Here is a 13,586-nt window from a genome sequence, read left to right as displayed (position 1 = left end):
AAATCACCTATGATTAACACTAATGAATTCCTGGTGACGGTTGTTGTTCCTACCCATAACCGTTCTAAATACGCGATTTCATGCATAAAGAGCGTCCTTGAGATCGCTTCGGAACAGCTACAGATCGCAGTGCACGATACAAGCGATGATGAGGGTTTGTTAAGGCAGTGGGCTGAAAAGCAAACTGATCCGCGGTTGAAATATGTTCACTGGAAAGAACGGCTTTCAATGACGGATAATCATGAGCGGGCTCTGGATTTAGCTGATGGTTTATATGTCTGTTTAATTGGTGATGACGACACTGTGTCAAGTAAGATCATCGATGCTGCCATTTATGCTGAATCGAAAGGGTTGACGGTACTATCGCCAATAATTAAAGCCTCGTACTATTGGCCAGACTTTCGCTCACGATTTTATGGAGACGCACATGCTGGTCGTATCTATGTCGAGCCCTTTGATGCGCGTATACAAAGCTTCAGTGTAGCTAACCATCTGCATAGAGCTCTTTTATTAGCGTGCCAAGGTACCGAATTTTTGCCCAGACTATACCATGGGCTAGTCTTGAGGCAGACATTAAATGAGTTGCAGAGGAGCTACGGCAAAGTGTTTTTTGGCACGAGCCCGGATGTTTCCGCCGCACTGTTGTTATCTCTTAAAGGGGGCACTTATCACGTTGTTGACTACCCATTTACGATGCCGGGCGGCGCAGGCGGCAGCAATAGTGGACGCAGTGCAAGTGGCCAGCATAAGGGGAATCTGAATGAGGATGCTCATATAAAGCCATTTCGTAATCTTGTGTGGCCTGACGTCATCCCTAAATTCTTTAGTGTCGAAACGGTATGGGCTCAAGCAGCATGGGATACGCTATTAAATACACAAAATGACGCGCTGCTTGAAGAGTTTAATCTGGCAAGATTGTATGTGCTGTGCCTCTTTAGGCACCCCGCATATTGGCGTCTAACTACCTCCTCCTGGAAAAGAGCTAGGAAGTCTGAACACCCCAAGGCACAGGTGAACAATTTTATTAAAGAGTGCTTCAAATTTATATTGGAGCGTACTCGCGCGCTTGCTCTACGATTTAAGGACCCATCTCCGCGTAACGGCAAAAGGGTTCTGGCGGTTGTTGAAGATGTTCAACTTGCACGAAAAGAGCTTGACGATTATCTTTCTGTCGAAGCAAAAAGAATCGGAGGATAGTCGTGCTGGGAATTTATAATGCGACGAAATAGCCTTAGAAAGTTGTTATTGGCCAACTTTTCGGGGCGCATTGTTTATGCAATCTCTAGTCTTGCTGCGCTGCCGCTTTTGGAAAAATATATTGGAGTAGAAGGCGTTGGGCTAGTTGGATTCTTTAACACGCTCCTGATGGTTATCATGGTTCTCGAAGGAGGGTTGACGAGCAATGTCATAAACTTAATCGCTAAGGTAAATTCCAAAGCTGCGCTATCAGCACGTTACGTGTTGTACGGTTTTCAAATCACAAACTCGTACCTTGTAGCCTTCTTGATTTTAGGTTTGATATGTGTGATCGGCGTTCACTTTAGTTCGTCGTTCTTAGCTACTAAATGGCTTGAAGTAGATAACGTTCCTGTTTCGGAGGTTGTTGCTTCAGTGAGGTGGATGGGTATATTCATAGGAGCAAATTTCATCGTTATTGCCGCCCAGGCTGTATTGATAGGGCGTGAAATGCAGGTGCCTCTGAATGTTCTTTATATAGTGTTTTCGTTATCTCGCACTCTCGGTATGGTGGTGTTCTTTTGGGCTGTTGAAAATTCTGCAGGTCCGTTAGCTTATTTCAAGCTTCAGGTTTTATGTCAATTCGCTTACTTAATTGGTTTGCTAGCATTGATCTATGGCCGGGAGCAATGGCGAGTTTTCCTTCAAGCAAAACCTAGTTTTCGCTTTTTTGTAGATGGTTCCAGTTACAGTAGAGATATCTTATTGCTGTCGCTGACATCTATGATCGTCGTTCAATTTGACAAATTTTACTTGTCCGGCTCTGTGCCCCTTACAGAATTCGCGGCTTACACTTTGGCAGCGACGATGGCGAATTTCCCATATGTCATATCTTCGTCACTGTATTCAGTTTTGTTTCCGAGATTTACCGTGCAGCTTGATATAGGGTGCTATCAAAAAGTAGATGACTTATACAGGGCGGCGCTATGTGGTGTTGCAATAATAATGTCGGTCCTATGTGTGTCAGTTTGGCTTTTTTCTATTCACCCCTTAAGGTTAATGTTCAGTCGTGACTTGGCGAACGACATTTATAACGTATTGCCGGTGTTAATCTTGGGGGTCTCGATACAGTCCTTATTGATGGTACCGTTTGCGTTACAGCTAGCTAGTCGTTGGAGTGCGCTTGCACTGCGCATGAACTTGTTCCTGGTTCCAATCTTTATAGCTCTACTGCCGGTTTTGGTAGAAAGATATGGTGCGCTAGGTGCCGCCTATGCTTGGCTGTTTTACAATATCTCGTCGTTAATTGGCATCAATTATTTTATGTTTAAGCGGTTCAGGTATCTAGCTAGCTCGTACTGTGCCCTTTTTAAAGTTTTGGGTTCTGTAGTTCCTGTGGCGGTAGGATGTTTTGTTTTGGTGAAGTATTTCATCGGCATTCAAGGTGATTTTGCTGCGACTGTTTTTGTATTCGCGGTATCGTTGGTATTGGTAATGATAGGCTTTGGATTCTTTAGAAAAGAACTGCTAAAGTTTTCTTGATTAAGTAAAATAAAAGGTGGCAAATGAAAATATTGATACTGGGTGTGAGCGGCATGCTAGGTAGCGCGGTGTATCGTTACTTGTGTTCTAATACTATCCATACCATATTTGGCACAATGAGAAGTGAAGGTGGCAAATACTTAACACCATTTAAAAATGGTAAGATTTTTGAATCCGTTGATGTTCTTCGCTCAGATGAGCTTATTGGCTGCATCAATAAAGTCCAGCCCGATGTTGTTATCAATTGCGTCGGCCTGATCAAGCAGGTCCAGAAAGCTAATGATCCGGTACATGTGTTACCTATAAATTCTATATTTCCCCACAGGCTAGAGAAAGTTTGTATGTTAGCTCGGTCAAGGCTAATACATATAAGTACGGACTGTGTTTTCTCGGGCAAGAAAGGTGCCTATCAAGAAACGGATGTTTCTGATGCCGAAGATCTTTACGGGAAATCCAAGTTCATCGGTGAGTTACGAGAATTTGACCACAGTGTGACACTTAGAACATCTATAATAGGACATGAGCTAAGGAGTGGGAACTCATTAGTCGAATGGTTTCTGTCTCAGTCTGGCGAGGTTAAAGGGTATAAAAACGCGATATTTTCAGGTGTTCCGACTATCGAGTTGGCGCGAATTATCAGTGACTTTGTGATCGATAAGCCAGAGCTATCCGGGCTTTACCATGTATCCGCTGATCCGATAGATAAATATTCGCTTCTAAAGCTAATTTCTGAAGTGTACGGCAAGGATATTGAAATCGTAGCGGATACCGAGCTTTGTATAGATAGGTCGTTAGATTCATCCCGCTTTAGGCTGCTGACTGGCTATAATCCCTTAAGTTGGAAGCAACTCATCCATTCGATGTATTTAGATTTCTGTAAAATGTCAGATACTAAGGTGTCAAAAAATGTTTAATAACAAAGTGTTAATGATTACTGGAGGTACGGGGTCTTTCGGCAATACTGTTCTTAACCGTTTCTTAAGTACTGATGTTAGAGAAATTCGTGTCTTCAGCCGAGATGAAAAAAAACAAGAAGATATGCGTCTGGCTTTATCTAATGATAAGGTCAAATTCTATATTGGTGATGTTCGTGATTACCAATGCCTGTCGCAGGCTACTATAGGCGTAGACTATATCTTTCATGCTGCCGCCCTCAAGCAGGTCCCTTCATGTGAATTTTTTCCTATGGAGGCTGTAAAAACAAATGTTATAGGTACGGAAAATGTACTGAATGCAGCTATCAATAACAATGTAAAACGTGTAGTGGTCCTAAGTACTGATAAAGCCGTTTACCCTATCAATGCAATGGGAATATCTAAGGCGCTGGCTGAAAAAGTATTGATAGCGAAGTCACGTATGATTCCGGAAAATGCTGATACGGTTATATGTGCTACCCGCTACGGCAATGTAATGGCATCTAGAGGGTCGGTTATCCCGTTATTTGTTAATCAAATAAAAGCCAAAGGGGCTTTAACAGTCACAGATCCGCTCATGACCCGTTTTTTGATGTCGCTTGAAGAATCTGTGGATCTGGTTCTGCACGCATTTGAGCACGCTGAGCAGGGGGATATATTCGTTCAAAAGGCTCCGGCATCAACCGTTGGCGATTTAGCTCAGGCCCTTCAGGAAATTTTTTTGGTTAGTAATGAAATAAAGATTATCGGTACGAGGCACGGGGAAAAATTATATGAATCCTTGATTTCCCGAGAAGAAATGGCTAAGGCTGAGGATATGGGCCGTTATTATCGTATACCTGCTGATAATCGAGATCTTAATTACGAAAAATACTCTATGAGTGGGGAGCCAAGCGTTTCGAGTCTCAGTGATTATACATCTCATAACACAAATCAACTTGATGTGGTCGAAGTCAAGAAACTTCTTCTCAACTTGGAATATGTGCAAAATGAGCTAGTTGGCTGGCGCACTTGACCTTTCTAAATCCCAACGGTTTTGGTTGGAAGGATGCCCATCCAGCCAACCAAACCACAGCATCCTAGATGGTGAAAAATTGGCGTTCTATATTATTCCTTATCTTTTCTTGGTTGGGACGTTCTGGTCAGGGCTTTTATTGAAGGTGAAAGTTAGAGACTTGCTGTTGCTATGTTCCGTTCCTGCCGTTGTCCTTGTAGTAATTAGGGGGGATGTGGGCACAGATACAGCAAGCTATATTCAAATTTTGGACTCTATGCAAAATGTTTCCGGCAACCTGTCGGGGTATGGAGTTGAATTCGGTTTTTATATTTTTAAAGTTTTTTTGTATTTAGGCCTTTCGCCTCGTACGGTTGCGCTTTTTATTTCAGGACTTGTGTGTGTGCTCGCTTTGTTTTCATTTTCTAGGCGGCGGGACGATGCGATAGTTTTCACCTTTTTGGTTTTCCCGGTTTTTTTTTATGATATGAGTATGAACGGCCTTCGATACGGTATGGCGTTTTGCTTCGCTAAGCTGGCTGCCGACTATCTCGACGAAAAAAAACTTCCCTTAGCTGTCTTGTTTTTTGTGCTTGCGTTTTCTTTTCACGTTTCTTCATTGCTGGTTTTCGTTCTTCTGGCTATTAGGAAGATTAGTCGTAATGCTTTAGTGGCTTTTGGTGCTCTTGCGCTTATTGGAGCTGCTGTTTCTTCTGATCAGATTCTCTTGAAGATGGCTGCATATGAGTCACTTGAGTCTCCGGACGGGTTGTCAGGTCTTGCTCCGTTAATGATTTCAATTTTGATATTTATGGCTTCGCTTTTTTTTTCTCCCAAAAGCTATATTTATTTGACGTTCCTGCTTGTTTCCGAGCTCTCTTCCTTCGTGTTGGCGAAGTATAGTTATGCTGGCTTGCGACTTCAGTTCTTGATTCTTTTCGTCATGTGTTGTGGTGTTCCTGCTCTGGATGTAATGCACGCTCGGCGGCGGCCTTTTTTTATGTTAAGTCTTATGCTTATCGGAGTGGTCGGTTTCGCCGCATCGATGAGAAATATGGTTAATGGGCAGGGGGAAGGTGAATCACCATTCTTGCCCTATCACTTTTTCTGGGAGGTAAAGTGAAGGCTAGTGTTTCGGTCGTCATGCCACATTTTAACTCGGAGGCCACAATCTGCCGAAGCATTGATTCTGTCGTATCGCAGTCGTTAGCTGTTCAGGAGCTTATAATTGTAGACGACGGTAGCAGATGTACCGCTGACTTAAAAAACTTGGTCGATATGTATTCTGATAAATTAAGCATTCGCTTGATTTTGTCGGATCAGAACAAGGGCGCTTCTTATGCTAGGAACCTGGGGGTTTCGCTGGCCATCGGTGACTATATTGCATTTCTAGATTCAGATGATGTTTGGCATCCGGATAAAATAAAGATTCAATATTATTTTATGTTGGATAATGATTTTTCATTATCTGCTCATGGATATATTGCAAACTTGAATGATCGCGCGTTTCCGGCTATTGGTGCGGTTGCTTACAAAGTCTTAAAAAGACGTCGGTTCGTGCTTGGGAATCCTATTTTCACTCCTACTGTCATGGTTCTTCGAGCCGGGTTCTTTAGTTTCGATCAGCGGTTCCGTAGAATGGAAGATTATAAGTGTTGGTACGAAAACTTCCATCGCACCCGAGTTGCTTCTATTGACCTATTGTTAGCAGGTGGGTTTAAACATCCAATAGGCGCCTCGGGGTTATCTGGCGCTGTTGAGTTGATGCATAAAGATTACGTTGCTGTGCTTAAGAGCTTGTATGCTGAAGATAAGATGGCCTTATATATTTATATGTTCGCTCGATTCGTGGAGTTTTTTAAATATCCAGTTCGTGTTTTTCTACTGAAAATTAGGCGACTAATGTCAGTAAGTTAGTTACGCATTAATTTGTTCGGTGTCTAGAAATAACTATCAGCGTAATCTACAGTTAGATAACTGGCTGCGTATCTAAGATTGTCTTTTTCCTGGCTTGATTGGAGTGTATATGTCACTTGTTAATTACAAGCCCCATGTTGCTGTCCTTCTCGCTGCCTACAATGGTATGCGTTGGATTGAAGAACAGATCGCATCTATTCTTTGTCAGCGCGCAGTTGATGTTGTTGTATACATAAGCGTTGATTTATCATCAGATGGTACTTTAGCCTGGTGTCAAGAATTATCTCAAAGAGATTCAAGAGTTATAGTGCTTCCGGATACCGGTGAGCGATACGGTGGTGCCGCAAAAAATTTTTTCCGCCTAATTAAGGATGTAGATTTTAGCAATTTTGACTATGTATCATACGCTGACCAAGATGATATTTACCTTGAAGATAAGTATCGTGCGGCACATGAAACTATTATTTCGCGTGGCTGTGCAGCTTATTCAAGTAATGCTACTGCCTATTGGCCGGACGGGCGGAAAGTCCTGCTCGTAAAGTCGCAACGTCAGCGCAAGTACGATTTTTTATTCGAAGCAGGTGGCCCTGGATGTAGCTATGTACTTAGAGTGGCTGAAGCCTTAGAGTTCAAGAATTTTTTACTTCACAACTGGCAAAAGACCAATGAAGTCGGTCTGCATGATTGGCTGACTTATGCGTGGTTTCGGTCTGCTGGTAAAAAGTGGCATATTGATAAGCGGTCCTATATCTTGTATCGCCAGCACGGTGGGAATCAGATAGGCGCAAATAACGGAATTTCGGGTATCAGAAGCCGTTTGGCTTTGCTGTCTTCGGGATGGTATCGGAGCGAATTTATGAAAATATCTAATCTAGTGGGGCGTGATGTGCCCGGTCTGCCGGCTAGCTTTTTGGATGAAGGTGCTTTTCCAAAACGCTTTTTAATTTTCAACTTTAATGAGTTTAGACGATCCGCTCGCGACCGTTTGGCATTTGGTTTTTTAGCGTTTTTTGGGTTCATGTAGATGCACACCGTTTTGCTTACTGGAGCAACCGGTTTCTTAGGTCGGGGATTGGTGCGTCAGCTAGGAAATTCCAGTCGATATCACGTCGTAGCTGCGGTGCGTAGCCCTTGCCGCATTGCCGGTTGCAGCCGTGTGCACGCTATAGGTGCGTTCACCAGTACCGTTGACTGGACTGATGTGCTGGCTGGAGTAAATACCGTTATTCACGCAGCTGCACGCGCTCACGTTACGTATTCTGCTGAGTCACACGCTGAATTTCGTGATGTAAATGTCGACGTTACGCTTGAATTAGCAAAGCAGGCATCTACAAACAAGATTAATCGCTTCATCTTTATTAGTTCGATTGGAGTCAACGGTAGTACCAATACTCGGCCATTTTCAGTGTTCGATCAGCCTAGCCCTGCGGAGCCCTATGCTCAATCTAAGTGGGATGCCGAGCAAGGACTCTGGCAGATTCAGGAAGAGACGGGGATGGAAGTCGTGATTATTCGCCCTCCTTTGGTCTATGGCCATGATGCACCGGGCAATTTTGGTAGTCTGGTGCGCTGGGTTGAAAAAGGTGTTCCTCTTCCGCTTGGTTCGGTCTACAACAAGCGCTCCTTAGTGGGAATTGACAACCTGGTTGATCTAATTGTTCGCTGCATTGATCATCCCGCCGCAGCCAATAAGGTATTGCTTGCTGGCGATGGGGAGGATCTTTCCACCACTGAGCTTTTGCGTGCAGTGGGCGAAGCGATGGGCAAGCCCGCACGGCTGATTCCTGTACCGGCTGGCGTGCTACAGCTCGGCGCTACTCTGCTTGGCAAGAAAGCGATGGCCCAACGGCTGCTTGGTTCTTTGCAGGTTGATATCAGCAAGACCTGCGAGCTGTTGGACTGGAAGCCGCCTTATACCGTGCAGGAAGGGCTCCGACGCTGCTTCGAGCGTTCTAATTGATTTATTACCGGGTGCACCCGTGATTCGACTTTTCGACTTTGTTTTTTCGCTAGTGGGCTTGGTGATTGGCTTCCCGGTGTTGCTTGCGCTGACGGTCATCGGTCTGTTCGATACGGGCTCGCCAATCTTTCGGCAAGTGCGCGTTGGTCGCCATCAGCAGCCGTTTACGCTGGTCAAGTTCCGCACGATGCGCGTGGATACCGCATCGGTTGCCACACATCTGGCCAGTAGCGCGTCCATTACCCGCTTCGGCCATTTCCTGCGCAAGACTAAGCTGGACGAGCTGCCGCAGTTGTGGAACGTGCTGAAGGGCGATATGAGCCTGGTAGGGCCACGGCCAGGGCTGTTCAATCAGGAAGAACTGACTGCGGAGCGTGCCACGCGTGGCGTGTTTGATGTGCGGCCAGGGATTACAGGGCTGGCGCAGGTGAGCGAAATCGACATGTCTACGCCGGCACTGCTGGCCGAGACGGATCAGAAGATGATACGCAGCCTGACGCTGGTCGATTACTTCAAGTACATCTTTATGACCGTAGCGGGCAAGGGCGCGGGGGACCGGGTCGTGAAGCGCTGACCTCAGCTGTTTTCGAACTTTTTGTTGTCGAGCGTTGGGTCAGTTAATGAGCAAATGGACTGGGTAACCGAGGCGGATTGCCGTCAGCTCTGGGAAGGGTGGCTTTGTGTTGAGATTGGCTGAAAAACTTCGTGCACGTTTGGTGCGATTGCCCAGGCGCTATAAGCGATTGATTCAGGTATCGACAGATGTCGTGTTGGTCTGGGCTGCGCTTTGGCTGGCATTCTTGGTACGCCTCGGCAATTTTACCTTTGTCGACCCGCTTGGTGGTCACGCCTGGCTCTTTGGTATTGCACCGCTGATTGCAATTCCGTTCTTCATCCGCTTCGGTATGTATCGCGCTGTGATGCGCTATTTCGGCAATGACGCGCTGATGGCCATCGTCAAGGCCGTTACGCTTTCTGCGCTGTTGTTGGCGCTGGCTGTTTATTGGCGTACCGATGCGCCCAAGGTCATCCCACGCTCGATGGTGTTCAATTATTGGTGGCTCAGCCTTTTCCTGATCGGAGGCTTGCGCTTGATGATGCGCCAGTACTTCATGGGTGACTGGTTTTCGGCAGATTCGCTCACCAAGTTCAAGGGCCGCGATGCGAGTTTGCCAAAGGTGGCGGTTTATGGCGCCGGGGCGGCCGGCAATCAGTTGGCGGCGGCGTTGCGTCTGGGGCGGGGAATGCGTCCGGTTGCGTTTATCGATGATGACCCCAATCTCTACAACCGGAGCATTGCCGGACTGCGGGTGTATTCGCCCAAGCATATCCAGCAGATGATCGATGAGATGGGGGCCGACGAGATCCTGCTGGCCATTCCGTCTGCCTCGCGTGCGCGGCGGCGTGAGGTGTTGGAGACGCTGGAGCACTATCCGCTGCACGTACGCAGCGTGCCGGGCTTCATGGACCTGGCTAGCGGACGGGTCAAGGTCGAGGATATTCAGGAAGTGGACATCGCCGACTTGCTCGGGCGCGATGCTGTGCCGCCGCAGCAAGCGTTGTTCGAGAAGTGCATTCTCGGCAAGGTAGTGATGGTGACGGGAGCGGGCGGCTCGATCGGGTCGGAGCTGTGCCGACAGATTCTCTTGAATAAGCCTCAAACGCTGCTGCTGTTCGAGCACAGCGAGTTCAATCTCTACAGCATTCACATCGAACTGGAGCGCACAATCGAGCGGGCCTCTTTGCCTGTGAAGCTGGTTCCGATCCTGGGGTCCATCCGCAATCCTGAGCGGCTGCTGGATGTGATGCGCACCTGGCAAGTGGAAACGATCTACCATGCGGCGGCCTACAAGCATGTGCCCATGGTGGAGCACAACGTGGCCGAAGGTGTGTTGAACAATGTGCTAGGCACCATGAACACAGCCCAGGCGGCAGTGCAGGCGGGTGTAGCCAACTTCGTGCTGATCTCCACCGACAAGGCCGTTCGGCCAACCAATGTGATGGGCAGCACCAAGCGGGTCGCGGAGATGATCCTGCAGGCACTGAGCCGCGAGACGGCTCCGGTGGTGTTCAATGCGGACGGGGCGGTGCATTACGTTAACAAGACACGGTTCACCATGGTCCGTTTCGGTAATGTGCTGGGCTCGTCGGGGTCGGTAATTCCTCGGTTCTATCAGCAGATTCGCAGCGGTGGACCGGTAACGGTGACCCATCCGAAGATCACACGCTATTTCATGACCATTCCCGAGGCGGCGCAGCTGGTGATTCAGGCGGGCTCCATGGGGCAGGGTGGCGAAGTCTTCGTATTGGATATGGGCAAGCCGGTAAAGATCGCTGAGCTGGCCGAGAAGCTGATCCACCTGTCTGGCCTGAGCGTGCGTTCGGAAAAGTGCCCGCATGGTGATATCGCTGTTGAATTCACCGGACTGCGCCCTGGTGAGAAGCTCTACGAAGAGCTGCTGATCGGCGACAACGTGAGCCCTACCGAGCATCCGATGATCATGCGGGCTGATGAGGAGTACGTCACCTGGGATGCGCTGCGTGGCGTATTGAAAAAGCTGCTCAAAGCCGTGGAGCAGGATGATTATCCCCAGGTTCGGGTGCTGCTGCGTGAAGTGGTGAGCGGGTATGTGCCGGAAGGGGAGATCGTCGATCTGATCTATCAGCAGCGGCGCTTGGGGGCGACTGAATAGCGGCTTTGGTGGCGTGTTCGCCCGCGTTCGCTACGGAGCGGGCCTCTCACTTTAGCTGAAGCGGTGCGGCCTTCTTTGGCGAGCCACAAGCATTCAATCTTCCTACGGCCCTACGATGCGCTAGCTTGCTGCCTTGTAAAATAGCTTCCCGACTCGGTCGATGTGATCGATGAGCTGCGGATTGTCGAGTTGGTAAGTGGGGATAGATCGATCTTGTAGGGCAGCAGTAGGCCATCCAACGCCAGCTCTATATCGAGTAGATCCTGATGTGAGAGCTCGTTGCCTATCAAGGTCGATATCTGATCCGGGGCGGTAGTTTCCTTTAGCGCGGGACCCGTAGAGGATCGCTTCGCTGATTCTTGGGAAACGTCGAAGCGTTTGTTAGACCGAATTAACATCATCTCGGGAGAGCCCAGTGCTCTCCAGCATCATGCGGTTTGCTCGGTTCGGCTGTGCATGGTTTGCTCAAGCTCCTTGAGCAGCAGGTGGTGCTTCAATCGGATATTGCTCAAGATTGCTTCGGCGGTTTCCTCGTTGTATGTATGCGAGGTGCGGTTGTGGTCGGTGAGCATTTGCATCTAGGCGTGACCGTCGCTGATTAGGCCCTTGCTGAATGCCTCGCGAATGGTGTCGCGAGAGCCTACAATCCCATCGATACCTTGCCAGACGAGGAAGTCTTTCAGCGTATTCCAACCAAGCTCATAGCAATATTCGAAGCCTTGGATAACGCCGTGCTTTTCCATAAACAGACATGAGGCGGTGGGCTGAAGCCCACCCTACGACCTGCTTGCAGACCGGTAGGATGGATGAAGCGCCACCCATCCTCCGTTACCAAGGCTGATGGTTGGTGCGTTGGCCATCGCATTTTTAAGGCTGTCACGGTGGATGAAAAAAGCGTCATCCACCCTACGGGGCGGCGTGTTAGATGACTCCCCTTTCGCGCAGCCCTTGAACCTGTGCGTCACTGAGCCCAAGTCCAGCTAGGACATCTTCAGTGTGTTCGCCCAACTTTGGACCGCCCGTGCCAAGACGGCCAGGGGTGCGGCTGAGCTTGGGGAGCACGCCCGGCACCTTGAGCGGCCCAGCAGACGTCTGCACCTGCTCGATCATTTGCCGCGCCAGGTAATGTGGATCCTTGACGATATCGGCAGCGGTGTAGGGATAGCCGGCCGGGACGCGCGCTGCCTTCAGCGCCTCGATGACCTCGTCGCGACTGTGTTGAACGGTCCACTCGCCAATCGCCGCATCGATCAACTCAGCGTGCAAGGCGCGACCATCGTTGTGGGCGAAGCGTGGGTCGTCGGCTAGGTCCTGGCGGTCCATCAGTGTCATCAGGCGCTTGTAGATGCTGTCGCCATTGCCAGCAATGATTACATAGGCGCCGTCGTGGCAGAGGTAGGAGTTGGACGGCGTGATGCCGGGCAGTGCGCTGCCGGCCGGCTCGCGGATGTAGCCGAAGGCGTCGTATTCTGGCACCAGGCTTTCCATCATGGCGAATACCGATTCGTAGAGCGCCACGTCGATTTCCTGGCCTTTACCGCTGCGGTTACGCTCTAGCACGGCGAGTAGTACCCCGATCACGCCATACAGCGACGACAGCGAATCGCCAATGCTGACGCCCACTCGCACTGGGGGCTGACCAGGGTAGCCAGTGAGGTGGCGCAGGCCGCCCATGGCTTCGCCAATGACGCCGAAGCCGGGCAGGTCACGATAGGGGCCGGTCTGGCCGTAGCCGGAGATGTGCAACATGATCAGGCGCGGGTTGAGCGCCGACAGCTCGTCCCAGCCAAGGCCCCAGGCTTCTAGCGTGCCGGGGCGGAAGTTCTCCACCACCACATCGGCTTCGGCGACTAGCTGACGGACGATCTCCTGGCCTTCTGCGGCTTTCAGATCCAGCGTCAGGGACTGTTTGTTGCGCGATTGGACGTGCCACCAGAGTGACGTCCCGTCCTTGAGTTTGCGCCATTTGCGCAGCGGGTCGCCAACGCCCGGCGGCTCGATCTTGATCACCTCGGCACCGAACTCGCCGAGCATCTTACTGGCGAAGGGGCCAGCGATCAGCTGGCCCATTTCTATGACCTTAAGGCCATGAAGGGGCAAGCTGTTCTCATTCTGCTCGTTCATCGCAACACCTTATGCCCGGTCGTTTTGTCTTCGAAGGATGACCGAGCGGCACCCTGGGGGCAATTGCGGAATAGCCATGGAAGGTTTTCGAAACGGAGGAGAGACGATTGGCACATCGCGTCGCTTGCAGACCGGTAAACGGGCAAGTCGGTCCGATCTGACTAGGTAGCCGAAGAGGCCAGCCAGGCGCAGTGACTACCCCGCCTGCCGCACCGGCCACTCGCTCAGTTCGCGGAGCTCCAATACCAGCCTTTGACACTGGCGTC

At 49.4% G+C, this 13,586-nt stretch carries 11 protein-coding genes and 2 pseudogenes; 10 read left to right on the top strand and 3 right to left on the bottom strand.

Features of this window, described 5'->3' with window-relative positions; translation table 11 throughout:
- The first annotated feature begins 9 nt into the window (after positions 1-9).
- The 10 genes from RT21_RS18130 (at position 10) to RT21_RS18090 (ending at position 11,196) form a co-directional block, all read left to right on the top strand.
- On the top strand, positions 10-1,197 hold the full coding sequence (locus RT21_RS18130; protein WP_046163826.1) for a glycosyltransferase family 2 protein: 1,188 nt from the start codon (positions 10-12) through the stop codon (positions 1,195-1,197).
- Positions 1,198-1,215: 18 nt separating this feature from the next.
- The gene (locus RT21_RS18125) at positions 1,216-2,718 is read left to right on the top strand and encodes a lipopolysaccharide biosynthesis protein (protein ID WP_052724765.1); all 1,503 of its coding nucleotides are present in this window, start codon (positions 1,216-1,218) and stop codon (positions 2,716-2,718) included.
- A gap of 23 nt (positions 2,719-2,741) precedes the next feature.
- Positions 2,742-3,632: a dTDP-4-dehydrorhamnose reductase family protein gene (locus tag RT21_RS18120; RefSeq protein WP_046163825.1), complete on the top strand. Its 891-nt coding sequence runs from the start codon at positions 2,742-2,744 to the stop codon at positions 3,630-3,632.
- Positions 3,625-4,647 (top strand): polysaccharide biosynthesis protein, encoded by a 1,023-nt coding sequence (locus RT21_RS18115; protein WP_046163824.1) that lies wholly within the window; start codon positions 3,625-3,627, stop codon positions 4,645-4,647. Before RT21_RS18120 ends, RT21_RS18115 begins: the two co-directional genes overlap by 8 nt.
- Positions 4,631-5,749 carry an EpsG family protein gene (locus RT21_RS18110; protein WP_082082180.1) on the top strand — a complete coding sequence of 373 codons (1,119 nt, stop codon included), beginning with the start codon at positions 4,631-4,633 and terminating at the stop codon, positions 5,747-5,749. The genes RT21_RS18115 and RT21_RS18110 overlap by 17 nt, the downstream gene beginning before the upstream one ends.
- Positions 5,746-6,543: a glycosyltransferase family 2 protein gene (locus RT21_RS23060; RefSeq protein ID WP_052724764.1), complete on the top strand. Its 798-nt coding sequence runs from the start codon at positions 5,746-5,748 to the stop codon at positions 6,541-6,543. Before RT21_RS18110 ends, RT21_RS23060 begins: the two co-directional genes overlap by 4 nt.
- A 109-nt stretch (positions 6,544-6,652) precedes the next feature.
- Entirely contained in the window at positions 6,653-7,567 is a 915-nt protein-coding gene (locus tag RT21_RS23330; RefSeq protein ID WP_082082179.1) for a glycosyltransferase, read from the top strand.
- Positions 7,568-8,503, top strand: coding sequence for a UDP-glucose 4-epimerase family protein (locus RT21_RS18100; RefSeq protein WP_082082178.1), 936 nt, complete (start codon positions 7,568-7,570; stop codon positions 8,501-8,503).
- A gap of 19 nt (positions 8,504-8,522) precedes the next feature.
- Entirely contained in the window at positions 8,523-9,077 is a 555-nt protein-coding gene (locus tag RT21_RS18095; RefSeq protein WP_046163822.1) for a sugar transferase, read from the top strand.
- A 115-nt stretch (positions 9,078-9,192) separates the two neighbouring features.
- On the top strand, positions 9,193-11,196 hold the full coding sequence (locus RT21_RS18090) for a polysaccharide biosynthesis protein (protein WP_156155730.1): 2,004 nt from the start codon (positions 9,193-9,195) through the stop codon (positions 11,194-11,196).
- A 120-nt stretch (positions 11,197-11,316) separates the two neighbouring features.
- On the opposite strand, the pseudogene RT21_RS18085 reads toward RT21_RS18090, so the two are convergent.
- From RT21_RS18085 to RT21_RS18075, 3 genes and pseudogenes are all read right to left on the bottom strand, one after another.
- Positions 11,317-11,562 (bottom strand): annotated as a pseudogene (locus RT21_RS18085) (nucleotidyltransferase domain-containing protein); the annotation flags it as partial.
- A gap of 62 nt (positions 11,563-11,624) precedes the next feature.
- A pseudogene (locus RT21_RS23325) lies at positions 11,625-11,939 on the bottom strand (HI0074 family nucleotidyltransferase substrate-binding subunit).
- Positions 11,940-12,117: 178 nt separating this feature from the next.
- The gene (locus RT21_RS18075) at positions 12,118-13,320 is read right to left on the bottom strand and encodes a CaiB/BaiF CoA transferase family protein (protein WP_046163820.1); all 1,203 of its coding nucleotides are present in this window, start codon (positions 13,318-13,320) and stop codon (positions 12,118-12,120) included.
- Positions 13,321-13,586: the final 266 nt, after the last annotated feature.

Source organism: Pseudomonas sp. 10B238, assembly GCF_000970615.1.
Classification (GTDB): Bacteria; Pseudomonadota; Gammaproteobacteria; order Pseudomonadales; family Pseudomonadaceae; genus Stutzerimonas.
This window is presented reverse-complemented; position numbering and strand designations above follow the sequence as displayed.